The organism is Rhizobium sp. ERR 942 (assembly GCF_007828395.1).
GTDB classification, from domain to species: domain Bacteria; phylum Pseudomonadota; class Alphaproteobacteria; order Rhizobiales; family Rhizobiaceae; genus Rhizobium; species Rhizobium dioscoreae.
Map to the genome: position 1 here is coordinate 791,843 of NZ_VIUA01000001.1, position 25,986 is coordinate 817,828.

Here is a 25,986-nt window from a genome sequence, read left to right on the forward strand (position 1 = left end):
GATCGGAGAACCGAATATGGAAAACGCTGTCATCTCCAGGAAGATCGATATTGTAAAGAATGCGCCGTTGGTTCTCGCCAAGCAGGTGTGCCAGGCCTACGACAAGGGAGCGTCCGGCTCGCTCGTCGTACTCGAAAATGTCGATCTTCAGCTCTATCCCAATGAAATCGTTGGATTGCTCGGCCGTTCCGGCTCCGGCAAGTCCACGCTGCTGCGTGCGATTGCCGGCCTGATCCGCCCGAGCAGAGGGGACATTACCTTCGAAGGCCGGCCGGTCGTTGGCCCCAACTCCGATGTTGCCGTGGTCTTCCAGAGCTTCGCGCTCTTTCCCTGGCTGACCGTGCTGCAAAACGTTGAGCTAGGTCTGGAAGCGCAAGGTGTTGCGTCGTCCGAGCGGCGCAAGCGAGCGCTCGCTGCCATCGATCTCATCGGCCTCGACGGTTTCGAAAGCGCCTATCCGAAGGAGCTGTCGGGCGGCATGCGCCAGCGTGTCGGTCTTGCGCGGGCACTCGTCGTCCGGCCAAAGGTTCTGCTGATGGACGAACCCTTTTCGGCGCTCGACGTGCTGACGGCGGAAACGCTTCGCACGGATCTGCTCGATCTGTGGTGCGAGGGTCGGATGCCGATCGAGTCGGTTCTGATGGTGACCCACAACATCGAAGAAGCGGTGCTGATGTGCGACCGCATCCTGATCTTCGGATCGAATCCCGGCCGTGTGATTGCGGAGATCCATGTCGATCTGCCGCAGCCGCGCAACCGTCTCGATCCTGCCTTCCGCATGCTGGTCGAAGACATTTATGCGCGGATGACGGTGAAGACCGGTGCACCGACGCGCGAGGGCCTTTTTCCCGGCACCGGCATTGCCATGGCTCTGCCGCGCGTGTCGACCAACCTTATGTCCGGTCTGATCGAAACGGTCGCCGCTGAGCCCTATCGAGGGCAGGCCGATCTGCCGCCGCTGGCCACCCATCTGCATCTCGGCATCGATGACCTCTTTCCGGTCGCGGAAACGCTTCAACTGCTGCGTTTTGCCGATCTGGAAGGGGGCGACATCAAGCTGACGGCGCCGGGCTTGCGCTTCTTCGATAGCGATGTCGACGAACGCAAGAAACTCTTCGAACAGCATCTGGCGACCTATGTGCCGCTGGCTGCACATATTCGCCGCGTGCTCGACGAGCGGCCGACCCACCGCGCGCCTGCCCGGCGCTTCCGCGATGAGCTGGAGGATTACATGTCCGAGGATTATGCCGACACCACCCTCAAGGCTGTTACGAACTGGGCCCGCTATGCGGAATATTTCGCCTATGACGAAAATGCCGATCTGTTCACGCTGGAAAACCCAAGTTGAAACCTTCAGCCGAAGCGAATGTGAAAGGGTTGCCGCCGGCTGAGGCGGTGGCCGGTCCCCTTATATTTCTGGATTTGATAGGCCGCCACGGCAGAGCTTAGCGCATGAGATCCGGCAGATCGCCGCTTTGGCGGTCTGAGGTCGCGCGGCCTGTCTGGCTGCGGGACGGATTGACGTGCGCAGAGACAACGAAGAACTCGGCCGTTTCCTGGAAGCGCTCAACAGGAACAAGCCAAATAGGCCGGACAGGGAAAAGCGCCGCCTATCCCACATTTTCAAGCGCTTCGGCGGGCGGGTAGCACGGCTGAAGGATTTTATCGGTCTCCTATATATGATGGCGCTTCTCTGGGGTGCGCATTGGCTTATGCGGATGGCTACACGCTTGTTCTTCAATGGATTTTTGTCTGCCAGCAGGACGCGCACGCTTCTCCACTGGGCAGCGGGTCTCAACAGGGCGAGCCTTGTCGTTCTTCGGCGCAGCCAGCGCCGGCGTCTCGTCAGCCGCTATGCCGGAAACGATAACAATGACCGCCGCGCTTGATCAGGCCGCCGTCTCCTCGAGTGCGGCACCGGTATCTGACGCTGTTTGCAACGGGCGAACATGTGCGGGCCCAAGCTCTCGTCAGCTGCGGGGAATGTCATGCGAGACGAAAGTCAAAGAGTGCGGCTGTTGTCTTGGCGCTTCGGGTCAGGCAGTTTGCAGCTTCCGCACGCAATGCTGCGGAAATGGTGATGCAGGGATGCAAGGGATGAGGCGCGAATTTCTGAAATACCTCTTCGAAATGCCTTTGCTTTGGCTCAGCATTATGATCCTCGCCGGTCTCATTTTCATCGGCGATACCATCACGGATCTGGAGATCGCCTTTGCCGTTCTTTATGTCTCGGTAATCTTGCTGGCGGTCTATTCCGGTCGACCCGGAGCTATCGCGATGGTCGGGATTGCATGTGCCGCCCTGACCGTCATCAGCTATTTTTTGACGAGCCATGGCGCCTCTCAGGCCGGCCTGATCAACAGTACGCTTAGTCTGGTCGCGATCGGTGCGACCACTTACCTGGCAATCAGGATCGAAATGCTCGATGCCAGGGCGAGGCAGGCACAATCGGAGCTCGCGCGCATGTCGCGTCTCATGATCGTCGGTGAGTTGGGTACGTCGATAGCCCATGAGGTCAGCCAGCCGATCACTGCAATTGCCGCCAACGGCAATGCCGCGCTTCGATGGCTTTCTGCAACACCGGCCGATCACGACGAAGCCCGCCGCGCCATCGAGCGAATTGTCGCGGATGCCGGGCGAGCAGGCGATGTCATTGGCCGTGTCCGTGGACTGGTGGCGCGCTCGTCGCCGTCTAGCGACACGATCGATCTGGTCGAAGCCATCAATGATGTGCTGGAACTCGTCCGCAGCGAGATCCGTCGGAATCAGATCCTGTTCCGTTCGGAATTGGCGGGCGATCTGCCGTTGATGGTTGGCGATCGTGTCCAGCTTCAACAGGTGCTTCTCAATCTCGTCATGAATGCGATCGAAGCTCTGGCTGAGGTCGATGCGGGAACGCGCGAGTTGCTCGTCAGCGCCGCCGCGGATGAACGGAAGGTGACCGTCAGCGTACGCGATACCGGTGGCGGCATGCCGGCCGAAATGCTCGACAGGATATTCGAAGCCTTCTACACGACGAAGCCGAAAGGCATGGGGATGGGGCTTGCTATCAGCCGGTCCATCATCGAGGCGCATGGCGGGGCTATCTATGCCGCGCCGAATTTTCCACGCGGAGCTGTCTTCGGTTTCACTTTGCCGGTCCGCGAAAAGGCAAAGGGATAGGGAATGCAGGGACAGCAGTCGACCGTTTATGTCATCGACGATGATCCATCCGTACGCGATGGACTGGACAGTCTATTGCGTTCCGTCGGCTATGATACGCATGGCTTTGCGTCGCCGCGGGATTTCCTGGCGTCTCCCCGGTTTGAAGGGCCAGCCTGCATCGTCCTGGACGTCAGAATGCCGGATGCGAGTGGGCTTGACTTTCAGGATGAACTTGCCCGGAGGGGTTATGCTATCCCGATCATTTTCCTCACCGGACACGGCGACGTGCCGATGTCCGTCAGGGCGATGAAAGCCGGCGCGGTTGAGTTTCTTCTAAAGCCGTTCCGGGAACAGGATCTGCTCGACGCCATCAGGCAGGCGCTCGAAATCGATCGCGCCCGCCTGCGCAAGCGGGCGGCGGAGGTTGATCTTCACGAGCGGTTTTCAACGCTCACGTCGCGCGAACGAGAGGTGATGGCGCTTGTTGCGCGAGGCCTCCTGAACAAGCAGATCGCCGCCGAGATCGGCCTCAGCGAAATCACCGTAAAGGTCCATCGCGGTCAGGTCATGCGCAAGATGCGGGCCGACTCCATTGCCGATCTCATTCGGATGGCAGACAACCTCGGCCTCACAGACGGTAAAGCCAACGATACAGCGCCTGGGCTCCGCTAACCTTGGCGCATTACAGCAGTCGCAAGGATTTCATGGATTACAAAAGGCGGTGGCACCGGGTTGTGGATTCAATCCTGCGAAACCGTGGGCGTTCCCTGGTGAAAGATCATCTGCCATCGCCCATCGATGCGCTGCCAGATCGAGCTCCGTAAAGTATGCCGCTCCTGGCCATTCTCTCGAGCCTCTCGGATGCTTCGATAAGTGACGAGGACGGCATCCGGTGAGATCGATCGAAAGGCATAGTCGCGGGAAATAATGGGCGGAGCGGCTTCTTCCGATTTTCCTGCGGCCAGACAGGCGATTAGTTCATCTCTATCGTCATAGACCGTTCCGGAGCTGCCGAATTCAACGAAGCCTTCCGCCAATAGTTCCGCCACGATCGCCGGCGATTGCCGGATTTGAGGGAGATGCAGCTTCTGCTCCAGTAGGCGGATCTCTTCAAGCTCGTGTTGGGAGACGTCCATGGTCTCGGCAACCTCCATTGGGTGTTGATGCTCGGCTGCAATGGGCCTCAATGTGTTGGTGCAAGCATCTGCAGGTTTCTTTCCTGTCTGGTTTTGTGGCTTTGGTCATGGTCGGCTTGCCGGGATTGCTCCAATTCGATGGCGAAAAGTTCGGCGGCGTGACGGCCTGCCTGTGTTCTGTCGTCTTCGATGACGGCAGCTATCCGCCGAAACAATTCGGACTCGAAGCCGCCTGCATTGTTCAAGGCATTCGGCCGCGCAAGCCTTGCGCCGCCATCCAATCTGATTGCCGAAACGTAGAACTCATCCTCGTAATCGGCACCTGCCGACGTCAATTCAGCGCACCCATATAATAGCAATCCGGTTTCCCAGCGATCGCATAGACGGATGTTGAGCTCATCAAACGAATATTCGCAGGAAAATTCCCGAGCGTACACCGTCATTCTCCCGTCTTGGCGATCGGGGATATCCCGGCAATACCGGTTCCCCTCAACGCATCGGTCGGTGCGATGATGAAAGCATTCGGCTTTTTCGGCATGAATGGCACTCTCCTTCGATGGCCTTGTAGCCTTTTCAATCGTAGCGCCTGGTACATCCGGTTTCGCTGACTTCGGGCTAGATACTACGCTTGCCCGGGCTCATTCCATTCAGGACCAATGGCTCTTATCGATGAAATTGCCACTCAACACGATACGTGTCAACACCATTTGTGTTCACGTACGTGATTAGGAACATCGAAGGTGTTTTCGGCCTATATTTGCTTTCTATTTTCGAGCAATGTGGCCGCAGATTCTGCCGATAATGGTCAGTCGATCCAGCTGGACGGTGAAGGTCTCCAGAGCTGGATTGTCGGAAATGATCTTGACCTGGCCCGGATGGGTGAAGGGAACTCGCTGCAGGCGCTTGATCTGCGGCTCCGTATAACCGTCGCTGATCGCGTAGACGGTATCAGTGGTCATTTGGTTCTGTGAGAGATCGACGATGACGCGATCGCCCGGCATGTAGGTGGGCTGCATGGAATCGCCGACGACTTCCATGATGATCGTATGATTCGGCGAAGCCTTTGCCTCGTTTCGTAGATAGCCGGTGGGGATAAGCCATTCCGCTACGATCTTATGCCCGGCGACATTGCCAGAGCCGACGGGAAGGTTGATGACTTCGCCGACGATGCCGCTGCCGGCGCCGAGCTTGACGTCCACCTCCGGTGTTGCGCCTTCGATCTGTGGCTTCCAGTGTTCCCGGCTGTAGCTGAGTTCGTCGCCACTCTCGGCAAATCCGTCCTGATCCTGCTCGTCCGGGTCGAATGACATGACGATGTTCGGAGACGGTCGTGCGGCTTTGCGCAGGCCTTCGCCAGTCAGCAGGTAGGCCGCCGTCGTGCCGAATTTCTTCGCATATCGATTGGCGACTTCGGCACTGAATTCGTTCTGGCCGTTTTCATGCGCGCGATAGGTGGACAGGCTGACGCCCAGCGCTTCTGCCGCCTTCGTGGCTGATGGATAATTTGCGGCTTCGCGGGCCGCTCTCAGTCGTTCGCCCATGGATTTCTGCATCGCTAGACCCTTGCAAAATTTTTGACATAAATCATGTTGACATCACCATTATTATCAACATAATTTGTGTCTATCAAGTCGGCAACGGCATAATCCGCGGCTTGGCTGTCAAACGGGTTAACGCTGCATATGGCAGGTAATGTTTGAGGGATGTAGGCATGGTCACAGGCAGCAGGAGGAGAGCGGCGGCTTTTCGCGCAGGATATTTCGATCGCTTCTGGGGATGCCCCGGCTGCCTCGGAATTCTGTCGATCGCGGAGATTATCGAACAGCATTGCGAGGATTGTGATGCAGCTGTCGAGCCGATGGAGATGGTGGAGGCGAAGTCCGCAGTGCAAGCAGCCGAGCAGGAGGTGCTGCCATGATCGAAATGCTTCAGGGCCTTCTCGCTTGCATCGGCGGGGCGTTGTTTTTCGCCGCTCTGGTGATCGCGATAAAGCCGGTCATTTGGAATTCGCCAATGCCATCCCTCAAGGATGAAGACTCTGGTGCCCCGGAAGGAGACCAAATTCACTTCCGCATTGTCGAAGACTCCTCGCTTGAGCCCAGAAAGCCGGCGCAGGCAGCAAAGCTGCGCAGGCGGTAGACGGGCACCAGAACGTCAAAACTCAATCGGAAACCTAGAGATAGACCTGGCCAAGCGAGCCGGGGGAGGTTGCTATGAACGAATTTCAAATCGGAACAGAGGCCGTTGCCGGTGGCCACCTCGGCTGGATTCGCAAGGTTCACCGAGCCACAAATGAGATTCTTCGAGATAGTCGGGGCGAACCGATCGTCTTCGAAACGCAGGATGCCGCCAAGGCTGCAGCCGGCGAGGCGATGGTTGCTTATCTCAACACGCCTATGCTGCGTGATGGGGCGAGAGTGGAGGCAATTTCTAAGGCGGAGGCCTTCTTCAAACCCAAATCGCACAGCCCTATCGCCGTCACTGGAAGCGCTTCATGAGCGGTCCATGGATGAAAAAAGTATCAAATTCACCGACGAAAGGAGTTGAACTTTCATGACCAAAGGCAGGCTAGACCTTCTCCTCGATGGGCTCGGCATTAAGCTGATTCCTGTCCATCGGCGCCGTGCGCCTGCGGAGAGCCATGCGCGCGGTACGATGCAGGAAATCCGAGGCCGCTACGGCGATGGCCATCTGGTCTTCGTTCTACGATGCATCCGGCAAACCGGGAGCAATCGCGATGAACTCTGGTCGGACACGATCGGCGCCGTATCCGATGTTCTAGCGCAACGGCAGGATTGGGCGCTGCAGCGACCCGGCGATCTTCTGGGCGCCTTTGATGATATCGCGCTTGCCACATTGCGCACGGATGCGGTGGCGCGGCGGCCGTGGCCAGTTCGGGCGACATTGCGAACGCTGATTTATCAGGAATTGGAGAAACGACTTGATGCACCGGTCCGCCTTGCAGTTTGATGACCTGTCCCTTCGCGCGGCCGAGATCGCCGATCTGAGCCTGATCATCCGTGCACGTTTCGTCGAAGCTGCCGATACGATGGTTCATCTCGACGTACGCGGCATCCGGCCCGACAGGATGCGGACGCTCTGGCCGGAGGTTTTGCCCGAACCGATGGATCAGGCCGATATCCGCGTTCGCTATCGTCCGAGCGCTGCGGCGATCAGCCGGGCAGAGGAGGTCTTGCAGGAATGGCTTCGGGTTCACGTCAAGGATGGGGAGCGGCGCATCTTGCTTTCGCGATGGTCCATTTGCCTTGCCGCGCCCTATATTGCCGGCTCGTTTCGGGATTTTTGCGGGCGGACGGGGCGCGTCCGGCGCACGGCCGAACGACGTATTCAAAGCGAATTTCAGAGTCTTGCAGGTGCGCTCCTTGTCATCTCTCCGATCTTGCAAGAGCCTGATTGGTGGCGCATTGCACCGATGATGCCCAACTCGCCGGGCGGCATCGAACGAGTGAAACCAGTGGCACCCAGGCATAAGACACACTGGTTGCCGGATGATGCGCGGCCTGTCTTCGATGCGGCAAGTCCCGAACTTGCCGAACTGGCCAAGCGATTGGAGCGGGAAAACCGCAGGCGTGCCAAGATGAAAGCCTGAGCCGTCGTAATGACGCGGTCCGAATCCGCCATCATTGTGATGTGCCAATATCTCCGTTTGGTGACCTTGCTCTCCCAAGCGCAAAAACGCCGGCTGGGCGGGTCTTTGTGGTGACCTCGCCGAAGTCTGGGACGGCGTACTCTGCGAGAAGTCGAAGCCGTGCTGTCGGCAGATGAGCCCGCCAAGGATCGCCGATCAGAATCATGATTTCCCGAGCCAGGCAGCGGTCCAGAAAAGCAATGACGCTCTCCGCAAGCGCTGCCTCATAGAAAAGATCTCCGACGCATATGACGTCGACCTCAGGCGGCTCGCTCTTCGTCAGGTCTGCGAGTAGGCGATCGATCATCACGCCATTGAGTGCGGCATTGAGCTCGATAGCTGCAATTGCATAGGGATCGACATCGGCGGCATAGACTTTTGCTGCGCCTGCCTTTGCAGCGGCAATCCCGACAATTCCCGAGCCGGCACCGAGATCTAATACGCGGTGACCAGCCACGCTTTCGGGCCTGTCGAGAAGATGACGAGCCAGAACCAGACCTCCTCCCCAATAATGCGCCCAGTAAGGTGAGCCGAATTGCGGATCGCGCTCGGCGAGGCGCCGCAGTCCGCTTTGCGGGCCTGCTTTATGCAGGCGCATACCGGGGATACCGGGAACGGGCAGGACCGGGAGATTGGCGGCGATGAACCACCGAACCCAATCCCGGCCCGCGGGACCATCCGGATCGTCATCTGGTGCGGATCTGCTCAAGAGCTTCCCTTGACTGAATTTGATTGCACATGTCTCGGATATTTCGATGCCAACGGGTAAGCGTTGACGGGTATATCGTTCAATTTGTCGGACCGCAAAATTTAATATTTATCTGCAATTTCAATAGCTTGTTTTCTATCTCCGTCAAAGTCCCCATTCCTTGCGCGGCGATCGGCCTTCAAGGGTGTCGCCAACTGCGCCGAAATGCGGTATCTATTTTGGCATGATGAGAACAGTTGCAGCGACGCACTGTCGACCGCAAGCGTTGTTTTGAACCGCTTGTTTTCTTTCAAAATCCCATCGGAAATCTGAAGCATGACCAATGCCGACAAGCCGGTCGCGCCGCGCAAACCGCGTGCGCGCCATCGCAAGGCCGTTTCCGCCGACGACACGCCGCTTGATTACATGTTGAAAGTAATGCGCGATGACGAGGCGGATCAGAAGCGGCGCGATGAAATGGCAAAGATAGCAGCCTCCTATGTTCATCAGAAACCTAGCGAGCGCTCTGGCGCCGGGACCAAAGGAGGCCGCGGCGTCACCATCGACCTAACCCATGCCACGGATGAGCAGCTTGCGATACTCGAATCCCTCTTCGGTCCGCTTGCCGGATCCGGCGACGATGATGGCGGCGATCCAGGAGGAGAGGGCAAAACGGAGAACTGAGCGCGAACAGGCCGAGGTCGCCACCCGGCTTGCCTTGGATGCTGAACGAATTCGAGCCAACTGCCAATCGCTGACGGGGTTCGTTCGGGAGGCCTGGCACGTCGTCGAGCCCTCCGTTGACTATGTTCATGGCTGGCATATCGATGCCATCTGCCAACATCTCGAAGCAGTAACTTCAGGCGAGATTACCCGGCTGCTGATCAACGTGCCGCCAGGTACGATGAAGTCGCTTCTTTGCGGCGTCTTCTGGCCGGCATGGGAATGGGGGCCGAAAGACAAGCCGCAGCTGCGCTATCTCGGCGCCTCCTATTCGGAACATTACGCCAAGCGCGACAATAGGCGCATGCGCGACCTCGTTGCCTCCGAATGGTATCAGGCGCTTTGGGGTGATGTCGTCAAGCTGACGAGAACAGGCGAGATGGCTTTCGCCAACACCCGTATTGGTTCGCGCCAGGGGGTGCCGTTTTCGAGGTTGACCGGTGGTCGCGGCGATCGTGTCATCATCGACGATCCACATTCAGTCGATGGTGCGGAATCCGAAACAGAACGTTTGTCCACGGTTCGCACATTTCGCGAATCCGTGCCGACGCGGCTCAACGATCCTCAACGCTCGGCGATCGTCGTCGTGATGCAGCGGCTGCATGAGGCGGATGTCTCCGGCACTATCCTAGCGCTCGGGCTCGGTTACGAACATCTCATGCTGCCGATGGAATTCGAGCCGGAGCGCCGATGCCGGACCTCGATCGGATTTGTCGATCCCAGGACTGAGGAGGGCGAACTGCTTTTTCCGCAGCGCTTTCCTCGTTCGGTGGTCGAGCGGGACAAGGTCCCGCTTGGCTCCTATGCGGTGGCAGGCCAGTTTCAGCAGCGGCCTGCGCCTCGCTCGGGCGGTTTATTTCAGCGCAACGATTTCGAGATCGTCGAAGCGCTGCCTGCAGGCGCAAAGCGTTGCCGCGCCTGGGATTTCGCGGCTTCGAAAGCGCGTCCCGGTCGCAAGCCGGACTGGACAGTCGGTCTGCGCATGGCTTTGATCGGCGGTGTTTTCTATGTCGAAACCATCGCGCGCGGACGCTGGTCACCCGCCGAGGTGGAGCGCAATCTCAAGAACACTGCATCGCAGGACGGGCCGACGGTGACGATCCGCATGCCGCAAGATCCGGGTGCGGCCGGCAAGGCCGATGCGGAAACCAAGATCAAACTGCTCGCCGGCTTTCCTGTAAAAACCATATCGCCAACCGGTGACAAGGCGACGCGCGCCAAGCCGGCCTCGGCGCAGGCTGAAGCAGGAAATGTCAAGCTTTTGCGCGGGGACTGGAACGAAGCATTTCTGGATGAGGTCTGCGCCTTTCCGAATGGGCAGTTTGACGATCAGGTCGATGCCTTCGCCGACGCTTTGAACGAACTCGCGCTGAGTTCGTCCTTCAGCTTCAGCAACTTCTAGGCTCGCCTCGTGCGTGCCTCTTCATCACATCATATCAAAGGACAATCCATGGGGCAGGTATTCTCGATGGTTCGCGACGGATTGGTGAGCCTTGCATCCCGCATGGGCACCGAACGCGACAAGGCGGCATCCGTTTTCTATACGCAGCCGATCCTGACGGACGAGCAGATCATTGCCGCCTATCGCGGCTCCTGGCTGCCGCGCAAGATCGTCGACATTCCGGCGCTGGATAGCTGCCGGAAATGGCGAAACTGGCAGGCGGCGAGCGATCAAATCGGCTTGCTCGATGCGGAGGAACGACGTCTCAATCTACGCGGCAAAGTGCTGGAAGCAGCGACGAAAGCACGGCTTTTCGGTGGCGCTGCCCTGTTCATTGGCGCGGAAGATGCCGATCCAGCGTTGCCGCTTGAGGCGGATCGGATCGGGAAGGGCGGCCTTAAACACCTGACGGTGCTGACGCGCCGTCAGGTGGCTGCCGGGGACATCGAGAGCGATCCGACCTCGGAATGGTATGGTACGCCGAAATTCTACACGCTGACCGGTGCTAACGGCATTCAGGTGACCATCCATCCGTCTCGGCTCGTCATCTTCAAGGGGGTGATGGCGACCAATGAGGATTTTGGCGGCATGGGTAATCATGCTTGGGGCGAAAGCGTGCTGGCCGCGATCTTCGACGCGATCAAGAATGCCGACAGTACGGCGGCCAACATCGCCAGCCTCGTCTTCGAGGCGAAGATCGACATTATCAAGGTTCCGCAGTTCTCGGCGAATATCGGCAATCAGGCCTATGAGGATGCGGTGCTGCGTCGCTACGCGCTCGCCAACACCATCAAGGGGGTCAACGGCACCCTGATCCTCGATGCCGAAGAGGAATACGACAGCAAGAGCGCACCGCTCTCTGGTCTTACGGATATTCTGATGGCCTTCCTGCAGATCGTCGCCGGCGCGGCCGATATTCCGGTCACGCGATTGCTTGGTCAGTCTCCCGCCGGAATGAACGCGACCGGCACGGCGGATATGAAGAAAACTGGTTCAACCTGTTACCCGGACCGACGGAGGTCAATCGGATTCTCGATGCTTTGCACGGCAAAGTCGGCCTCAACGGTGATTTCGGCAACTGGGAGCGGGACGGCAAATACGAGGATCTCGCAAAGATCATGAGCCGGGCCGAACTTTGTCATGCAAAGGGGCGTTATTCAGCAACGGGTCTTGATGCAGAGGATTATGTCCGCTGCATTAAGCTTTCCAACGCGGCTGGCTATCAAGGTCCTTTCACGCTGATCTACGACTCTACATATTATCAGGATGAATGGTCCGGAATTCTCGAAGAGCGAGACTGTATCGCTAATGCCTTCAAAGAGAATGCGGCGTAAAACAGCGGTCACTACCGCCGCATTTTTTCGATACGTTCCCTGGAGAAATTGTGCTCAGGTTTTAGATGCAAAGCTAGATGTCCAGGCGAGGCATCAATGAAAATCGTAGTCATGCAATGCGCCAAGCAACTGATCTTGTGTTTGATAGCCGGCGTTATAGAGATCAATGGCCAGATTGGCTGCCGACAGACCTTCCTGGCTTTGTAATTTAATACTGCGTTCGGCACACCATGCAAAAAGTGCGCCTGCGAGAACATCGATGTCATCAGGGTAAAGCGGCGCATTGACCATCATAGACATTCGCTACACCATTCATTGCTGGAGCTTGGCATCGGGCGGGTGAAGCGAACACTGCTTGGATTTTGGAAATTTGCAACCGAGTTCATCGCGCGACGTTAACGGCAGCCTGATATGGGACAGACTGCATGTGTCTTAACGTGACACAGGTCTATTCTTGGGCAAATTATTGCCGATTTTGATGCCCGCCGGGCGGTGCGACGGAAGGGACAATCTTCACCGCTGTATCGTGTGGTGCAACAAACAAGAGGACGCCGAGCGTAATTGCCAGCGCCACTAAGAGGGACAAAACCAGCCTTGGCGGAGAAGGCATCATTGATGGATTGGGTGCGACGCCTTAACCGCGGCCTCAATCAATTCCTCGGCGTATAAAAGTGCCGATGCCGTATCGTCGCCGTCAAGTTTCAAGTCCTTGCATTTGCGGTGCATCGCTCTACGGATCTGGGCCAGCAAGGCCGCATCGATATCGACTTCACCTTCGTCGAACACATGTGTCAGCGCAGACTGGGCGACAATTTCCAGGACCGCAACTCGCCCTTCAATTTCACCTAGTGAGGGTATCGCATTCCTCTTCACATGCTGTTTGCAATCGCGATGGGTAGTAAGCATTTCGGTCACCTCCTTCACGAAAGAAGATAACTATCGAGAAAGGAAAAAGTTCGGCCATTTCTCAAAAAAAGCGCACGCTCGGGATGTGGGTCGCTCAATTGATCTAGAGGCACGCATCCTTGGCAACCTTGTCACTTGATAGGACAAAGGCTGGGATCCGATAATACATCGGCGCAGTGGGGTGAGCGGCGAAAATCATCATAGTAAAGCGTCCACACTATTGTATCGGCGGCGCGATAAGGGCCAAACTTGAAGTATTGATTCTTTCCTAATCCGTGATCGGCATGTCCTATGTGACCGGTAACTGTAACGATCCATTTGTTGTTAGCGAATATCTCAATATGGCCAGAACCATCGGGGCCGGGTTTGCTGTAAATGGCAAAATCGATCCAGCCTGATGTCGGCGCTGGTAGCTTGTTTCCACGATTTATTACTTTTATGGCATCTGTGCAGCCTGTAAATTCTTGTCCGTCGGATACGCCCCAGTTGTCGTCGGTGGCCACCAATGCGCGCATTTGATTGGTGTCGGGACGGAACCAGACCGGCGCTTCGTCATCGCTGCAGGCTTTGCCGTTGCTTTCGGGCTTGTGTTTCTTGATGGGAGCAACGTAGTTGGTTTCAACGGTTGCGAAGAGTTTGCCATTATTGAGCCGCAGTGCGAGGAAGGGGCTGAAATCCCCTTTGGCGTTCGGCCCGATTTCTCGCTTCCATTGCGCGATAAGGTAGCGATGGTCGCCTGAGGGTACGGGATCGGCGAATTTTACGGCAAAACCGTACCAAACCCCCTGGTCGTATGGAACGCGATACTTTGTGCGCTCCCATATTTCGGCTCTCTCGCTGCAGTTTGCTTTACCCGGTGGGCAGAATGGTCTGACGCTCAATTTCAATGCGCCGGTTCCAGAATGCTTGACTTCCGATTGAAATTCGATCGTTCCGGCCTTTTGCTCGAAGTTGTCGCGATAATAAAGATGGCCAGAGGGGGCGAAATCTGTGCCGTCGAAACCATCACGCAGCACCATTTGTGAGGGGCTATCGGCCAGAACCGGTGTTGCGGCGCAGGTGCAGGCCAGTATGGCGGGCAGTGCGTACTTTGCATTCATGCTGGGCTATTCCTGTGGCGAGACATTCGTAAAGCATTATCAATGACCTGTTCGCTTCCCACAGGCAAGCGAGAGCCGTGTTACTTTAAAATGCCGGGTTGATGACCCACTGTTCAATTCTGATCAATTCCAGGCGAGCTGCAGCCTATGAATGTGATGATTGATGATACAACTTTAACCGCATGTTAGGCGCTTGCGGTTCATATCCCGCGGAATTGGGCTTTGGTTGCGGCTATCAATGCCCCGGACATGACTGTTCGTCGCTGCGACCTCATCGATGTTTGAATGTCGGTCATGACATAAACCGGCTGAGGGTCGCTGTTGGGGACCGCCTTTGGCAAATGGTGAACTAGAGCTGGGCAGCCGAGAGGCGCAGCTACGACGAAAAATCGTGATCTTGACGTCGCATGCGTTTTTGCGCGGCTACCGCAAGGCGTCAATTCACTTCATTGCATCCCGCTGGGCCGAGCAGGGGCATGAAGTCCATTTTCTCACTATCGGCCACAGCTGGCTCACTTTGCTTAAGGATCGCCGGCGCTTTCGTGCTTTGTCCCAAGATCAGGCAAACCGGTTTCAGACCATCGCTGCTAATTTGAGAGCCGGCGCATATCTCCCTCCACTACATGCTTTCAGTTCCGGTAACCGTTTTATCAATGCAGTTAGCCCCGCGCTATTTTGGCTCTATGGCAGCTTTTTCCCTCCCTTTGCGCGCCGTGCTATAGCCGACGCAGATCTAGTGCTGATTGAGAGCGGTTCCGCTCTGGCTTTCTTGTCCAAGGTCAAGAAAATAAATCCAAGGGCGCGGATTTTGTATTTTTGTCGCGATCTACTGAGAACCATCGGGGCTGCCTCGGCGCTACAGGATATCGAAGTTCGGCAGATCGCCCACTTTGATGCGATTTGCGTTCCTTCACAGCGGCTGGGTGCCATGCTCCCCCCTGGCGGGCGTGTGCGTACTATCCCGCAAGGCGTTGATGCGACTCTGTTCGATCGCGAACTGCCATCCCCCTATACCCCCGGTAGCCGCAATGCAATTTCCATCGGCAATATGCTTTTTGACCAAACTTCCGTCGCCGCGATGGCTGCTGCCGCGCCGGATGTGAATTTTCATGTTTTTGGTGCCACATGGAATGGTTGGGCCCGACCGAATGTCACCATCTACGGCGAAAAGGACTTTGAGAGCATCATCCCTTACGTGCAACATGCTGATTTCGGTATTGCTCCCTATCGCTTGACCGCGGATGAGGTCTATCTCGCGGAATCGAGCCTGAAACTCGCCCAATACAGCTATTGTGGTCTGCCGATCCTGTTACCTGACCTCGTTCCCTTTACCCGTACTAACGGCATTGCTTATCGATTGGATGGCGAGGTCGCCTGGCGAGAAAAGATCGACGCAGCGCTGGCGATGCAGCGTTCGGCGGCTTTCCGCGATGGAATAATGACCTGGGACGAGGTTGCGCGGCAAACTCTGGCTGCCGCATACGAAGCCCAATAATCGCTCAGCCGGGTGCAAGGAAGCTTAGCAATCTGCCAGCGAAAAGACGTGATACGCTCGGCAATCTTCCACCAGCCGTCGTCATCAGAATTTGTACGTCCTCGGTCGTAATCAAGCGTAAGAAACGAATAGCCAACAGATAGGTAATTGCTCCAGCGGGAATGGCGCTTAAAAGTGCCGGTAGCCCATCGAGACTGTAAATGCCGAGGCTTGCTGCACCCGCACAGAGAGCTGCCGCAAGAACCGTTTTCGCCAACGCAGTCAAAGGGACTGTGACGCCGACATATTTCCGGGCCATCCAGCAAAGCAACACAAACGTCAATGTCACGGTCATCGCGCGAGCTAGAGCCGCGCCTTCCAGGCCGAGGGATGGCACGAAAGCGATTAGCAAGAGTATCGTTGCTACAGCGCTTGTAATCTGCACGCGTAGCACAATGGCGCTTCGTCCAGCTGCACTGATGATACTCCAGGGGATCACGGACATGCCGGCAAGCCATACGAAGGCTAGCAGCGTGGTTGCAGCCGGCACGGCGGGCTCGAAAACATCGCCGAAGATCGTCGGCAAAAGCTCAGGCATGATGGCTGCGCCACCCATGCTGATCGGGAGCATGACCAGGGCGACTATGCGGATGACGCGCCTGTAAGCTGCATTGAGAGACTGCGGATCGCTTCTTGCATGAGCTTCGGTGAAGTTGACGATTAATGCCGGCGATATCTGGAGCATGATCTGTTCGATGAGGCCGGCCAGACCGAGTCCGGCAGCGAAGTAGCCGATACTGGTGGGAGAAAGAAAGATGCCGAGAAAAAGGAATTCAATGCGGGAGAGGATGAGGATCTCGATGAGATCGCTGAACCAGATGTACCGGCCATAGCGCAACATTTCCGGCGATAGATTTTTCCGCGAATGTTTTGCGGTGGGGTGGACATAGTCGCGCAATTTCAAGGCTTGCGGTAGGTAGCGGGCGATATAGCCGATTAAAGCTCCTGTCGGACCCAGCAGCCAGGCTCCGATGAATACAAGTGGGACCTGCATAGCCCCACCGAGCAGGGTAGTGCGGGCGGTCTGCCCGAACCGGTTTCTTCCGCGTGCCACGGCTGTGGAAAATGCGTAGAACGCATAACTAAGAAAGAGGAGCCCGGTGACCAGCCAGAAGCACGCATGCCATGCATCGCGATAAGCATAGGTGATCGCGGCAAAGAGAAGAATCCCTATACTGACCATGCTGACCGATATAAGGAAACTGCGGAGCGCAGTGACGACCAACGCCTTCCATGCATCACCATCGTCCGCGTGGCCGCCCGCATTGCGCAGCAGGGTCTGAGGCAGGCCCATGTCGGCCAATGCTGCAGCTGACGTTGCAATCCATAATGCGTAGGCGACGTTGCCAGACCCCGCAGGACCGAGCAGGCGGGCTGCGATGATGCTGCTCGCAAAGCCCGCGGCAAGCGAGATGAACGTCGCCGCCAAGCTAATCAACGAGCTTTTTAGGAGATTGGGTACGAACGCGCTCATGGTTATCTATCTTGAAGGCTTACGCATAACCTTGTGTTAAAGGGCGGCTGATAGTTTTCACTTGCTTTCTAGTTGAAATTCGAGACCGTCACCATGATAGATCGAGCCGCCGATCAAGATGGATTTCTCATCCCGGGATATCTGCAGAAGGGATTGCGCGAGCGCGCGCATAACCTTCTCTGGCGGCTCATGTCGCCTTTGCCCGATAAGACCTATTGTGCGCTTAAGTATCGCGCCATTCGCGGCAAATTCCCTAATTTGTCATCTCCTCAAACCTTTACCGAGAAGGTACAGGCGCGCAAATTATACGATCGCAACCCTCTCTTTCCGCGCCTCGTAGACAAGGCCGATGCGAAAGGGTTGATTGGAGAAAGGGTTGGCAGCCAATATGTTATCCCGACGCTTTGGGTTGGGAACGATCTAGCCTCCGTGGATTGGTCAGGGATTTCATTGCCGGCAGTTGTGAAGCCAACCCATGCGAGCGGTGTGGGGCGATTTCTCTACGGTGAAGCCGACGTCGATCGTCTCCTTAAGAACGATCCGTCCGGCGAGTGGCTGGCAATCAATCATTCCCGTTACAACAGAGAGTGGGCTTACAGCCAATTAAAGCCTCGCATTCTTATTGAAAGCATGCTGCTCATCGATGGGCGAGTTCCGTGGGACTACCGGTTCTTCACATTTGGCGGGAAGGTCTCGCATATCGAGATCGACATACGCGAAAATGGTCGAGGCTATTCGTGCAACTACACTCCCGACTGGCAGAAGCTGCCGTTCTATGACCGGGATTATCTCGGTCTCTATCCAGGCGAAGTAGCCCGCCCGTCGCGGCTCGAGGAGATGATTCACGTCGCTGAAACGGTCGCTCGCGATATCGACTTCGTTCGTGTCGATCTCTATGCGTCGGCAGAGTGGGTCCGCGTCGGGGAGCTGACCTTCTATCCAGGCGGAGGTTTCGAGGCATTCGAGCCGGATGAATATGACTTCTCAATCGGTCAGAAGTGGCAGCTTGGCTTCGAAATACCGAAGAGATAGGTGGACAAATCATTCTCTGCGCGTTTGATAGGCCGATCCATTTTTAAAGAAGGTTTTCCATGACGATCGACCAGGACCTTGCTCGAATCGAGTTGCAAGAGGAAACGCTGCGTTTCGATGCTTTTGACCTTTCGACCGCTTGGGTGCTCGGCAAGCTGTTGCGCGACCTCGCCAGCGAGCGCAACATGGGTGTTGCTATCGATATCACGCTTCATTCCATGCCGGTTTTCTACATAGCTTTGCCCGGTTCGACGCCCGACAACTCCAACTGGATCCGTCGGAAGCGCAACATGGTGCTGCGTTACTTCCGAAGCAGCTACGCCAGCACGTTGCGGCTGCAGCAGCAGGGCAAAACGATCGAAGACAACGGGCTTTCCAGCACCGAATATGCTGCGTCTGGTGGCAGCTTTCCGATCTTCGTCAACGGCACGGGCTGCATCGGCGCCGTCACCGTTTCTGGGCTGCCGCAGCGGGAAGACCATAATCTCGTTGTCGAAGCCTTGGCTCTCACTCTCGGCCACGAGCTTCACAATCTCAGCCTCGCATAGAGCGGCGAGGCGGCGCTCGTCGATCGGGCGCCGCCGCCGATTTTAGATCTTGCCGCCAGCCTCGGCGATGACTTTGGTCAAGCTTCCCGTTGCCGGGAAGAGGGGGATGAGGCATGCCTGCAGGGCGTGATAGATATCGCCCTTGCCCGGGAACAGCGTGTGAGCGGGAACGAGATCTTCCGTCAGTTCCTCATGCCAGCCGCCATTGGCACGATCGATAAAGGCCTGGCCGATTACGCTCCAGATCTTGCGGTAGCTTTCTTCGTGGAAATCGCTCGGGACGTGTTCATTCAGATAGTGAGCCGCACCGGCACCCTCGCATGCAGGCCACCAAAGCTTGTTGCGCTTTGCCGGCACATCTTCCCAGTCGAGCGTATAGAAGAATCCATTCTTCTTGTTGTCCCAGCCGAGTGACATGGATTGGGAGAAGAGACCCTTGGCTGCTTCTGGCATCCAGTCATGACGCTTTTCCCCAAGCGCCCAGAGTTGCAGAATGAGACGCGCCCATTCCAGCCAGTGCCCTGGTGTCGTTCCCGATGGACGGAACATCTCGTTGCCGCGGTAATTCTTGTCGAGCACCCAATCGGCGTTGAAGTGTTCGGCAACGCGCCAGCCGACGGATCCAGCCGAGCGGCGAATGACGAGATCGGCGATGCTTTCTGCTTTTTCGAGATATGTCTTGTCGCCGGTCGCTTCGAATGCGGCCATCAAGGCTTCCGTCAGGTGCATGTTGGAGTTCTGGCCGCGATAGGTGCCTCCGTCGATCAACGACCAATCTCGATTGAATTCCTCGGCAATCGCTCCGTACTTCGCTTCCCAGAACTTAGTATTCAGAATTTCCGTGACATCTGCCAACATGCCATCGGCCAGTGGATGGCCGATCGTCTTTGCGGATGAGGCAGCAAGCAGCACAAAAGCGTGGCCATAGCCCTGCTTGCTGGAATCGACGGGGCCGTCATTGTTCAGCGACCAAAAGTAGCCGCCATGCTCCGTATCGCGATGATGATTCCATAGATAGTTCATGCCGTGGTCGACAATTTCGTTTGCGCCGGGACGACCGAGCAACGACCCGATCGAGAAGCAGTGCACCATGCGGGCGGTCGAATGAATGCCGCGCACGGGATTTGCCTTATCCAACGGCTTGCCGGCATCGTCCATGTCGTAGAAGCCGCCTTTGGGATTGACGGTGCGGTACTGGAAGAAATCGAAAAGCGCGTCCGCTTGATCAAGTAGCCAACGCCGATGGTAGGCGCGCGTGCTCCAGTTTCCGAGCGCTGCGGGTTCAACCTGTATGTTCATGCCGTCCTCCATGGATTCTTTTCCCGACGTCGTATAGCGCCGCCCGAAAGCGCTGTCATGGCGTTATGGACGAAACTGTGTCGTCGGCACTGCGTTGTCCATGGTCGGATCGGCAATTAGCCCATGGTGCGGTTATTTTCCTGAAACGGCCGGAAGGATGGACGCATCGTTCTTGCTATCGAGTGGTTAAAAGCATAGATATGTTGACATAAAGATATCTTTATGTGATCTGATTGTGAAGTCGCAATCAGGCCAGAGGAGTTCGCTTATGTTTGACAATCTTTTTGGTTCGGGAACGGCGAAGCGCGACGGCAGCGAGGTGTTTGAGGCCTTGCGAAAGGCTGCGAGCGAGCGAATCCTCGTGCTTGATGGCGCCATGGGCACGCAGATTCAAGGCCTTGGCTTTGACGAAGATCAGTTTCGCGGTCATCGTTTCGTCGGCTGTGCCTGCCACCAGAAGGGCAACAACGACCTTCTCATTTTGACCCAGCCCGGTGCGATTGAAGAGATACATTATCGCTACGCCAAGGCGGGCGCCGATATTCTGGAGACCAACACTTTCTCATCCACCAGCATCGCGCAGGCGGACTACCAGATGGAAGGTGCGGTCTACGACCTCAACAAGGAGGGCGCGGAAATTGTGCGCCGAGCGGCGATCCGCGCAGAGCGTGAGGATGGCAAGCGCCGCTTCGTTGCGGGCGCCATCGGTCCGACCAATCGGACCGCCTCCATCTCTCCCGATGTCAACAATCCTAGCTATCGTGCGGTTACCTTTGATGATTTGCGTCTTGCCTATGGCGAGCAGATCGATGGCCTGATCGATGGTGGTGCCGATATCATTCTGATCGAGACGATTTTCGATACGCTGAACGCAAAAGCGGCGATCTTTGCCTGCGAAGAGCGTTTCGAGGCCAAGGGCATCCGTTTGCCCGTCATGATTTCAGGCACCATCACCGATCTTTCCGGGCGCACGCTGTCCGGTCAAACGCCGTCAGCCTTCTGGAATTCCGTGCGCCACGCCAGCCCCTTCACGATCGGCCTCAATTGTGCGCTTGGAGCCAATGCCATGCGGCCGCATCTGCAGGAGCTTTCCGCAGCCGCGGACACCTTCATTTGCGCCTATCCTAATGCCGGATTGCCGAACGAATTCGGTCAGTATGACGAGACGCCCGAGATGATGGCCGCTCAGGTCGAGGAATTCGCCCGCGAAGGTCTGGTCAATATCGTTGGTGGCTGCTGTGGCTCCACGCCCGAGCATATTGCGGCGATCGCTCAGGCGGTTTCGAAATATCCGCCGCGCCAGCTTGCCGAACATCGGCCGTTCATGTCGCTCTCCGGTCTCGAGCCGTTCGAGTTGACCAAGGACATCCCGTTCGTCAACGTCGGCGAGCGCACGAATGTCACCGGTTCGGCGAAATTCCGCAAGCTGATCACCAATGCCGATTATACGGCGGCGCTTGCCGTTGCTCGCGACCAGGTCGAGAATGGTGCGCAGGTCATTGACATCAACATGGACGAGGGCCTGATCGATTCTGAAAAGGCGATGGTAGAGTTTCTCAACCTCATCGCCGCCGAACCGGATATTGCCCGCGTTCCGGTCATGATCGACAGTTCGAAGTTCTCGATTATCGAGGCCGGCCTGAAATGCGTTCAAGGCAAGCCGATCGTCAACTCCATTTCGCTGAAGGAAGGCGAGGAGAATTTTCTCAAGCAGGCTCGATTGATGCGCATGTACGGCGCAGCGGTCGTCGTCATGGCCTTCGATGAGACAGGTCAAGCTGATAGCTACGAGCGCAAGGTCGAGATCTGCTCGCGTGCCTATAAACTGTTGACGGAAGTGGCGGGCCTGTCGCCGGAAGACATCATCTTCGATCCGAATATCTTCGCCGTTGCGACGGGTATCGAAGAGCACAACAACTACGGTGTCGACTTCATCGAGGCGACGAGGACGATCCGCCAGACGATGCCGCTCGTTCATATTTCCGGCGGTGTCTCAAACCTGTCCTTCTCGTTCCGCGGCAACGAACCCGTTCGCGAGGCGATGCATGCCGTGTTCCTCTATCACGCCATTCAGGCGGGTATGGACATGGGCATCGTCAATGCCGGGCAGCTTGCCGTCTATGACAATATCGACCCGGAACTGCGGGAAGCCTGCGAGGACGTCGTGCTCAACCGCCGTCCGGACAGCACAGAGCGCCTGCTTGAGATTGCCGAACGCTTCCGCGGTTCCGGCAGTAAGGAGGCCAAGGCACAGGATCTTTCCTGGCGCGAATGGCCGGTGGAGAAGCGGCTCGAACATGCGTTGGTCAACGGCATTACCGAATATATCGAGGCCGATACAGAGGAAGCGCGCCAGGCTGCTGAACGGCCGTTGCATGTCATCGAAGGCCCGCTGATGGCCGGCATGAATGTCGTTGGCGACCTCTTCGGTTCGGGTAAGATGTTCCTACCGCAGGTGGTGAAGTCCGCCCGTGTGATGAAGCAAGCAGTTGCCGTGCTGCTTCCCTACATGGAGGCCGAGAAGCTCGCCAATGGCGGCGACGGAGAGAGGAAGTCGGCCGGTAAGGTGCTGATGGCGACCGTCAAGGGTGATGTCCACGACATCGGCAAGAATATCGTCGGGGTCGTACTCGCCTGCAACAATTATGAGATCATCGATCTTGGCGTCATGGTGCCGGCGACGAAGATTCTCGAAACTGCGATCGCAGAGAAGGTCGATATTATCGGTCTGTCGGGGCTCATCACGCCGTCTCTGGACGAAATGGTGCATGTCGCTTCCGAGATGGAGCGGCAGGGCTTCGATATACCGTTGTTGATCGGTGGCGCTACGACGAGCCGCGTCCATACCGCGGTGAAGATCCATCCCGGTTATCACCGGGGGCAAACCGTCTATGTTACGGATGCGAGCCGTGCCGTTGGCGTCGTATCCGCTCTGCTATCGCAGGATGCGCGGCAGGGCTATATCGATACCGTTCGGGCTGAGTATTCCAAGGTCGCGGCCGCCCACGCGCGCAGCGAGGCGGAGAAGGTGCGCCTGTCGATCGCAAGGGCGCGCGAGAATGCCGAGAAGGTGGAGTGGTCTGATTACAAGCCGGTCAGACCGCAGTTCTTCGGAACCAAGGTGTTCGAGAGCTACGATCTTGCCGAATTGGCGAAATATATCGACTGGACCCCATTCTTCCAGACCTGGGAGCTCAAGGGACGTTTTCCGGCAATTCTCGAAGACGAGAAGCAAGGCGAGGCCGCACGCCAGCTTTACAGCGATGCGCAGGCAATGCTGGAAAAGATCATCGCGGAAAACTGGTTCCGCCCACGCGCCGTCATCGGTTTCTGGCCGGCGGGCGCGGTCGGCGACGATATCAGGCTGTTCACCGACGAAAGCCGTAAAGAGGAGCTTGCAACCTTCTATACGCTGCGGCAGCAGCTGTCGAAGCGGGATGGTCGTCCGAATGTCGCGTTGTCGGACTTCGTCGCGCCGGTTTCCAGCGGTGTTGGTGATTATGTCGGTGGCTTCGTTGTTACGGCTGGTATCGAGGAAGTGGCCATTGCCGAACGCTTCGAGCGCACCAATGACGATTATTCGTCGATCCTCGTCAAGGCACTGGCCGACCGCTTTGCCGAAGCGTTCGCCGAGCGGATGCATGAGCGGGTGCGTCGAGAGTTCTGGGGCTATGCCGCGGATGAGAATTTCACGAGCGAGGAGCTCGTTCAAGAAGCCTATGCGGGCATCCGTCCAGCACCGGGCTATCCGGCGCAGCCTGACCATACCGAGAAGGATACGCTTTTCCGCCTGCTGGATGCCGAAGCGGCAACGGGCGTAAAGCTCACGGAAAGCTATGCGATGTGGCCCGGTTCTTCCGTCTCGGGCATTTATATCGCTCACCCGTCTTCCTACTATTTCGGTGTTGCCAAGATCGAGCGCGATCAGGTCGAGGACTACGCTGCCCGCAAGGGCATGCCCGTGGGCGAGGTGGAGCGCTGGTTGGGTCCGGTTCTCAATTATGTGCCGGAGAAGCGCGAGGCCGCGGTCGACGACGCGGCCTGATCGCGAGTCATGTCAAAGACTTGCCGAGTTTAGCTTAGAATTTGATTCTCTATACAAGCGCCACCTCAGCCATTCGGTTGGGGTGGCGCTTTTTTTGATTCTGGGATTTTTACGGTCTTGCAGACGTGAGCTAATTCGCGCCAATCGTCAGTTCCGCGACGAAATCATAGGCGTCGCCGCGATAGAGCGACCGGGTGAATTCCACTGCGCGGCCGGAACCGAGATAGGAGATGCGCTCGATCGAAAGGCCGGCCGCGCCGACGGGAACGCCGAGCAAGCCCGCATCGGCCTCTTTCATGTTGGTCGCGGATATGCGCTGCACCGCGCGAACAGGGCGCACCTGACGCTTTTCCAGTTCTGCGTAGAGCGATGTGGTCACGACAGACGGATCCGGCAGGAATTCGCCGGAGACGCTGGCATGCTCGATCGCCAGTGGCTGGTCGTCTGCAATGCGGAGACGGCTCAGCCGCGATACCTTGGTGTCGGCGGCAAGGCCGAGGATCATCATCTCATCCGGGGAGGGCGTGTGGATACCCTTATGCAGCCATTCGGAGCGAGCTGTCATCCCGCGCCGCGCCATGTCCTCGGTAAAGGATGTCAGCTGCGACAGCCGCTGCTCCACCTTTGAAACGGGTTTTGCGACGAATGTGCCCGAGCCGTGGCGGCGGACGAGTATGCCTTCGGCGACGAGGTCGTCGATTGCCTTGCGGACAGTGACGCGGCTGACCGCAGCAAATTCGGCAATGTCACGTTCCGGCGGCAGTGCATCCCCATGCTTCAGCCTCCCGACCTTCACTGCCTCCTCGAGCGTGCGGCGCAGCTTGACGTAGAGCGGGCCTGTGCCGCCCACGGAAAGGCGCTCCGGCGAGAAGATTGCACTCAAATCTTCAGTCATGCCCTGTTTTCCTCTCCGCCCCGCAGCAGTTTTGCTGCCAGTTCCACGGCGCCGCGCAAGACATCGCCCTTGGGTTCGGCGAGAATCGCCTTGTGACGTTCGTCGAGCCAGGGACGATAAGCCTGAGCGACGCCGCCGAGAAGGCAGATCGAAGGGCATTCCGGCCAAAGCAGCGCATCCAGGCTTTCGGTTATCGATTTTGCCGCAGTTCTCACGATGTCGATGGCGACCGCATCCTCCATGCCGGCATATTCGAAGATAACAGGCGCATAGCGGGCAAAATCCTTGGGCTTGGAGGCGTGCGCAAATTCGACGATCCGTTCGGGATCATTGCCGTATTCCGCCATGATCGATGCCGTCAGCGCTGAGCCGGGTGTCACCCGGTCATGAGCCAGAAGCGCTTTTTCGAGCAGATCGCGACCAAGGCGCGCGCCGCTTGCCTGATCGCCGACGACAAACCCCCAGCCGCCGATGCCCCAGCTTTTGCCGCCGCGGCGGGCATTGTAGACAGAGCCGGTGCCAAAGGCGCCGATAACGCCATCGGCGTCGCCAAGCGCGCCTTGAAGGGCGATGGTCGCATCGGTGACAACACGTGTGCTCGCAAAGGGCAGGGCGGCTTCGACCTGCTTACCATAATCGCCGACATTGGCCCCGGCGGTTCCGATAATGGCAGGCAATTCCCGCAGCAGTTCAGGGGCGAGGTTCGCATCGATCAAGGCCTGCTTTGCCGAGGCGACGATATGGATCAGCGAGTTTTCCAGATCGGAGAGGATGTTCGCCGCGCCGGCTTTGCCGGTGCCGAGCACCTTTCCCGCAGCGTCTATGACAGCCGCCCTGCAACTCGTGCCACCGCCATCGATACCAATTGCAAACTGCCCCATCACGCCTCCGGATGCCGCCTGTTCCCCGTTTTTTCCATACAATACCAAAAAAATACCATTTACCAATAGGCCAGGCAGGCATTTTTGATTGTTTTTATCTCATTGAATTACCTTATTAAATTAATGAGCTCCAATCTTTTTGTATCCGAAAGTTAAA

Annotated in this window: 27 protein-coding genes and 2 pseudogenes; 18 read left to right on the top strand and 11 right to left on the bottom strand. The window is 57.2% G+C overall.

The window, feature by feature from the left end:
* Positions 1 to 16: 16 nt before the first annotated feature.
* The 4 genes from FBZ97_RS03865 to FBZ97_RS03880 all read left to right on the top strand — a co-directional run bounded on the left by FBZ97_RS03865 (position 17) and on the right by FBZ97_RS03880 (position 3,816).
* A complete protein-coding gene (locus tag FBZ97_RS03865; RefSeq protein WP_145316621.1) occupies positions 17 to 1,348 on the top strand; it encodes a nitrate/sulfonate/bicarbonate ABC transporter ATP-binding protein in 1,332 nt (443 codons plus the stop codon).
* Between the two features lie 175 nt (positions 1,349 to 1,523).
* The gene (locus FBZ97_RS03870) at positions 1,524 to 1,889 is read left to right on the top strand and encodes a hypothetical protein (RefSeq protein WP_145316623.1); all 366 of its coding nucleotides are present in this window, start codon (positions 1,524 to 1,526) and stop codon (positions 1,887 to 1,889) included.
* Positions 1,890 to 2,097: 208 nt separating this feature from the next.
* Positions 2,098 to 3,162 (top strand): ATP-binding protein, encoded by a 1,065-nt coding sequence (locus FBZ97_RS03875; protein ID WP_145316625.1) that lies wholly within the window; start codon positions 2,098 to 2,100, stop codon positions 3,160 to 3,162.
* A gap of 3 nt (positions 3,163 to 3,165) precedes the next feature.
* A complete protein-coding gene (locus tag FBZ97_RS03880) occupies positions 3,166 to 3,816 on the top strand; it encodes a response regulator transcription factor (protein WP_145316627.1) in 651 nt (216 codons plus the stop codon).
* 68 nt (positions 3,817 to 3,884) lie between these two features.
* On the opposite strand, the gene FBZ97_RS03885 is transcribed toward FBZ97_RS03880, so the two are convergent.
* The gene (locus FBZ97_RS03885; protein ID WP_186449440.1) at positions 3,885 to 4,280 is read right to left on the bottom strand and encodes a DUF4440 domain-containing protein; all 396 of its coding nucleotides are present in this window, start codon (positions 4,278 to 4,280) and stop codon (positions 3,885 to 3,887) included.
* A gap of 17 nt (positions 4,281 to 4,297) precedes the next feature.
* Between FBZ97_RS03885 and FBZ97_RS34265 the strand changes: the two genes are divergently transcribed.
* Positions 4,298 to 4,633, top strand: a complete 336-nt coding sequence (locus FBZ97_RS34265; RefSeq protein WP_156090739.1) for a hypothetical protein — start codon at positions 4,298 to 4,300, stop codon at positions 4,631 to 4,633.
* A gap of 411 nt (positions 4,634 to 5,044) precedes the next feature.
* On the opposite strand, the gene FBZ97_RS03895 is transcribed toward FBZ97_RS34265, so the two are convergent.
* On the bottom strand, positions 5,045 to 5,833 hold the full coding sequence (locus tag FBZ97_RS03895; protein WP_145316633.1) for a LexA family transcriptional regulator: 789 nt from the start codon (positions 5,831 to 5,833) through the stop codon (positions 5,045 to 5,047).
* A gap of 158 nt (positions 5,834 to 5,991) precedes the next feature.
* Here FBZ97_RS03895 and FBZ97_RS03900 point away from each other — a divergent pair, with 158 nt between their 5' ends.
* From FBZ97_RS03900 to FBZ97_RS03920, 5 genes are all read left to right on the top strand, one after another.
* Positions 5,992 to 6,198: a hypothetical protein gene (locus tag FBZ97_RS03900; RefSeq protein WP_113332826.1), complete on the top strand. Its 207-nt coding sequence runs from the start codon at positions 5,992 to 5,994 to the stop codon at positions 6,196 to 6,198.
* A complete protein-coding gene (locus FBZ97_RS03905; protein WP_113388877.1) occupies positions 6,195 to 6,419 on the top strand; it encodes a hypothetical protein in 225 nt (74 codons plus the stop codon). Before FBZ97_RS03900 ends, FBZ97_RS03905 begins: the two co-directional genes overlap by 4 nt.
* Before the next feature lie 74 nt (positions 6,420 to 6,493).
* The gene (locus FBZ97_RS03910) at positions 6,494 to 6,778 is read left to right on the top strand and encodes a hypothetical protein (protein WP_145316635.1); all 285 of its coding nucleotides are present in this window, start codon (positions 6,494 to 6,496) and stop codon (positions 6,776 to 6,778) included.
* 55 nt (positions 6,779 to 6,833) lie between these two features.
* On the top strand, positions 6,834 to 7,250 hold the full coding sequence (locus FBZ97_RS03915; RefSeq protein WP_145316637.1) for a hypothetical protein: 417 nt from the start codon (positions 6,834 to 6,836) through the stop codon (positions 7,248 to 7,250).
* A complete protein-coding gene (locus tag FBZ97_RS03920) occupies positions 7,225 to 7,890 on the top strand; it encodes a DUF6362 family protein (RefSeq protein ID WP_145316639.1) in 666 nt (221 codons plus the stop codon). The genes FBZ97_RS03915 and FBZ97_RS03920 overlap by 26 nt, the downstream gene beginning before the upstream one ends.
* Before the next feature lie 31 nt (positions 7,891 to 7,921).
* On the opposite strand, the gene FBZ97_RS03925 is transcribed toward FBZ97_RS03920, so the two are convergent.
* Together FBZ97_RS03925 and FBZ97_RS03930 are read right to left on the bottom strand one after the other, a co-directional pair.
* The gene (locus FBZ97_RS03925; RefSeq protein ID WP_246661702.1) at positions 7,922 to 8,572 is read right to left on the bottom strand and encodes a 50S ribosomal protein L11 methyltransferase; all 651 of its coding nucleotides are present in this window, start codon (positions 8,570 to 8,572) and stop codon (positions 7,922 to 7,924) included.
* 167 nt (positions 8,573 to 8,739) lie between these two features.
* On the bottom strand, positions 8,740 to 8,955 hold the full coding sequence (locus FBZ97_RS03930) for a hypothetical protein (protein WP_145316642.1): 216 nt from the start codon (positions 8,953 to 8,955) through the stop codon (positions 8,740 to 8,742).
* On the opposite strand from FBZ97_RS03930, the gene FBZ97_RS03935 reads away from it, so the two are divergent.
* The 4 genes and pseudogenes from FBZ97_RS03935 to FBZ97_RS03950 form a co-directional block, all read left to right on the top strand.
* Complete coding sequence (locus tag FBZ97_RS03935) at positions 8,954 to 9,301, top strand: hypothetical protein (protein WP_145316644.1); 348 nt, start codon at positions 8,954 to 8,956, stop codon at positions 9,299 to 9,301. The two genes, FBZ97_RS03930 and FBZ97_RS03935, sit on opposite strands and share 2 nt — an antisense overlap.
* Positions 9,258 to 10,742: a phage terminase large subunit gene (gene terL / locus FBZ97_RS03940; RefSeq protein ID WP_186449441.1), complete on the top strand. Its 1,485-nt coding sequence runs from the start codon at positions 9,258 to 9,260 to the stop codon at positions 10,740 to 10,742. Before FBZ97_RS03935 ends, terL begins: the two co-directional genes overlap by 44 nt.
* Before the next feature lie 102 nt (positions 10,743 to 10,844).
* Positions 10,845 to 11,705, top strand: a pseudogene (locus tag FBZ97_RS03945) (phage portal protein); the annotation flags it as partial.
* Positions 11,706 to 11,764: 59 nt separating this feature from the next.
* A pseudogene (locus FBZ97_RS03950) lies at positions 11,765 to 12,115 on the top strand (sugar phosphate isomerase/epimerase); the annotation flags it as partial.
* Positions 12,116 to 12,208: 93 nt separating this feature from the next.
* On the opposite strand, the gene FBZ97_RS03955 reads toward FBZ97_RS03950, so the two are convergent.
* The 3 genes from FBZ97_RS03955 to FBZ97_RS03965 all read right to left on the bottom strand — a co-directional run bounded on the left by FBZ97_RS03955 (position 12,209) and on the right by FBZ97_RS03965 (position 14,121).
* On the bottom strand, positions 12,209 to 12,415 hold the full coding sequence (locus FBZ97_RS03955; RefSeq protein WP_069612588.1) for a hypothetical protein: 207 nt from the start codon (positions 12,413 to 12,415) through the stop codon (positions 12,209 to 12,211).
* A gap of 309 nt (positions 12,416 to 12,724) precedes the next feature.
* Positions 12,725 to 13,021, bottom strand: coding sequence for a hypothetical protein (locus tag FBZ97_RS03960; protein WP_069612587.1), 297 nt, complete (start codon positions 13,019 to 13,021; stop codon positions 12,725 to 12,727).
* Positions 13,022 to 13,152: 131 nt separating this feature from the next.
* A complete protein-coding gene (locus FBZ97_RS03965) occupies positions 13,153 to 14,121 on the bottom strand; it encodes a polysaccharide lyase (protein ID WP_145316646.1) in 969 nt (322 codons plus the stop codon).
* 334 nt (positions 14,122 to 14,455) lie between these two features.
* On the opposite strand from FBZ97_RS03965, the gene FBZ97_RS03970 reads away from it, so the two are divergent.
* Entirely contained in the window at positions 14,456 to 15,616 is a 1,161-nt protein-coding gene (locus tag FBZ97_RS03970; RefSeq protein WP_186449442.1) for a polysaccharide biosynthesis protein GumK, read from the top strand.
* Positions 15,617 to 15,620: 4 nt separating this feature from the next.
* Here the strand turns inward: FBZ97_RS03970 and FBZ97_RS03975 are convergent, their stop codons facing one another.
* The gene (locus FBZ97_RS03975; protein WP_145316648.1) at positions 15,621 to 17,129 is read right to left on the bottom strand and encodes an oligosaccharide flippase family protein; all 1,509 of its coding nucleotides are present in this window, start codon (positions 17,127 to 17,129) and stop codon (positions 15,621 to 15,623) included.
* A 93-nt stretch (positions 17,130 to 17,222) separates the two neighbouring features.
* On the opposite strand from FBZ97_RS03975, the gene FBZ97_RS03980 reads away from it, so the two are divergent.
* A complete protein-coding gene (locus FBZ97_RS03980; protein WP_113332859.1) occupies positions 17,223 to 18,161 on the top strand; it encodes an ATP-grasp fold amidoligase family protein in 939 nt (312 codons plus the stop codon).
* Positions 18,162 to 18,220: 59 nt separating this feature from the next.
* A complete protein-coding gene (locus FBZ97_RS03985; RefSeq protein ID WP_113332860.1) occupies positions 18,221 to 18,709 on the top strand; it encodes a heme-degrading domain-containing protein in 489 nt (162 codons plus the stop codon).
* Positions 18,710 to 18,751: 42 nt separating this feature from the next.
* On the opposite strand, the gene FBZ97_RS03990 is transcribed toward FBZ97_RS03985, so the two are convergent.
* Complete coding sequence (locus FBZ97_RS03990) at positions 18,752 to 20,008, bottom strand: AGE family epimerase/isomerase (protein WP_145316650.1); 1,257 nt, start codon at positions 20,006 to 20,008, stop codon at positions 18,752 to 18,754.
* Positions 20,009 to 20,276: 268 nt separating this feature from the next.
* Between FBZ97_RS03990 and metH the strand changes: the two genes are divergently transcribed.
* The gene (gene metH, locus FBZ97_RS03995; protein WP_145316652.1) at positions 20,277 to 24,053 is read left to right on the top strand and encodes a methionine synthase; all 3,777 of its coding nucleotides are present in this window, start codon (positions 20,277 to 20,279) and stop codon (positions 24,051 to 24,053) included.
* A gap of 130 nt (positions 24,054 to 24,183) precedes the next feature.
* Here metH and FBZ97_RS04000 read toward each other — a convergent pair whose 3' ends face one another.
* Together FBZ97_RS04000 and FBZ97_RS04005 are read right to left on the bottom strand one after the other, a co-directional pair.
* Positions 24,184 to 24,948 (bottom strand): GntR family transcriptional regulator, encoded by a 765-nt coding sequence (locus FBZ97_RS04000; protein ID WP_069612582.1) that lies wholly within the window; start codon positions 24,946 to 24,948, stop codon positions 24,184 to 24,186.
* The gene (locus tag FBZ97_RS04005; RefSeq protein WP_145316654.1) at positions 24,945 to 25,829 is read right to left on the bottom strand and encodes a BadF/BadG/BcrA/BcrD ATPase family protein; all 885 of its coding nucleotides are present in this window, start codon (positions 25,827 to 25,829) and stop codon (positions 24,945 to 24,947) included. The genes FBZ97_RS04000 and FBZ97_RS04005 overlap by 4 nt, the downstream gene beginning before the upstream one ends.
* Positions 25,830 to 25,986 lie beyond the last annotated feature (157 nt).

Excerpts from the sequence above, each read along its gene's own strand:
- metH (WP_145316652.1), top strand. The coding sequence starts at position 20,277 with ATGTTTGACAATCTTTTTGGTTCGGGAACGGCGAAGCGCGACGGCAGC.
- FBZ97_RS03895 (WP_145316633.1), bottom strand. The coding sequence starts at position 5,833 with ATGCAGAAATCCATGGGCGAACGACTGAGAGCGGCCCGCGAAGCCGCA.
- FBZ97_RS03955 (WP_069612588.1), bottom strand. The coding sequence starts at position 12,415 with ATGTCTATGATGGTCAATGCGCCGCTTTACCCTGATGACATCGATGTT.
- FBZ97_RS03905 (WP_113388877.1), top strand. The coding sequence starts at position 6,195 with ATGATCGAAATGCTTCAGGGCCTTCTCGCTTGCATCGGCGGGGCGTTG.
- FBZ97_RS03910 (WP_145316635.1), top strand. The coding sequence starts at position 6,494 with ATGAACGAATTTCAAATCGGAACAGAGGCCGTTGCCGGTGGCCACCTC.
- terL (WP_186449441.1), top strand. The coding sequence starts at position 9,258 with ATGATGGCGGCGATCCAGGAGGAGAGGGCAAAACGGAGAACTGAGCGC.
- FBZ97_RS03985 (WP_113332860.1), top strand. The coding sequence starts at position 18,221 with ATGACGATCGACCAGGACCTTGCTCGAATCGAGTTGCAAGAGGAAACG.
- FBZ97_RS04005 (WP_145316654.1), bottom strand. The coding sequence starts at position 25,829 with ATGGGGCAGTTTGCAATTGGTATCGATGGCGGTGGCACGAGTTGCAGG.
- FBZ97_RS03990 (WP_145316650.1), bottom strand. The coding sequence starts at position 20,008 with ATGAACATACAGGTTGAACCCGCAGCGCTCGGAAACTGGAGCACGCGC.
- FBZ97_RS03900 (WP_113332826.1), top strand. The coding sequence starts at position 5,992 with ATGGTCACAGGCAGCAGGAGGAGAGCGGCGGCTTTTCGCGCAGGATAT.
- FBZ97_RS03875 (WP_145316625.1), top strand. The coding sequence starts at position 2,098 with ATGAGGCGCGAATTTCTGAAATACCTCTTCGAAATGCCTTTGCTTTGG.
- FBZ97_RS03960 (WP_069612587.1), bottom strand. The coding sequence starts at position 13,021 with ATGCTTACTACCCATCGCGATTGCAAACAGCATGTGAAGAGGAATGCG.
- FBZ97_RS03935 (WP_145316644.1), top strand. The coding sequence starts at position 8,954 with ATGACCAATGCCGACAAGCCGGTCGCGCCGCGCAAACCGCGTGCGCGC.
- FBZ97_RS04000 (WP_069612582.1), bottom strand. The coding sequence starts at position 24,948 with ATGACTGAAGATTTGAGTGCAATCTTCTCGCCGGAGCGCCTTTCCGTG.
- FBZ97_RS03915 (WP_145316637.1), top strand. The coding sequence starts at position 6,834 with ATGACCAAAGGCAGGCTAGACCTTCTCCTCGATGGGCTCGGCATTAAG.
- FBZ97_RS03975 (WP_145316648.1), bottom strand. The coding sequence starts at position 17,129 with ATGAGCGCGTTCGTACCCAATCTCCTAAAAAGCTCGTTGATTAGCTTG.
- FBZ97_RS03980 (WP_113332859.1), top strand. The coding sequence starts at position 17,223 with ATGATAGATCGAGCCGCCGATCAAGATGGATTTCTCATCCCGGGATAT.
- FBZ97_RS03885 (WP_186449440.1), bottom strand. The coding sequence starts at position 4,280 with ATGGACGTCTCCCAACACGAGCTTGAAGAGATCCGCCTACTGGAGCAG.
- FBZ97_RS03880 (WP_145316627.1), top strand. The coding sequence starts at position 3,166 with ATGCAGGGACAGCAGTCGACCGTTTATGTCATCGACGATGATCCATCC.
- FBZ97_RS03965 (WP_145316646.1), bottom strand. The coding sequence starts at position 14,121 with ATGAATGCAAAGTACGCACTGCCCGCCATACTGGCCTGCACCTGCGCC.
- FBZ97_RS03920 (WP_145316639.1), top strand. The coding sequence starts at position 7,225 with ATGCACCGGTCCGCCTTGCAGTTTGATGACCTGTCCCTTCGCGCGGCC.
- FBZ97_RS03865 (WP_145316621.1), top strand. The coding sequence starts at position 17 with ATGGAAAACGCTGTCATCTCCAGGAAGATCGATATTGTAAAGAATGCG.
- FBZ97_RS03930 (WP_145316642.1), bottom strand. The coding sequence starts at position 8,955 with ATGCTTCAGATTTCCGATGGGATTTTGAAAGAAAACAAGCGGTTCAAA.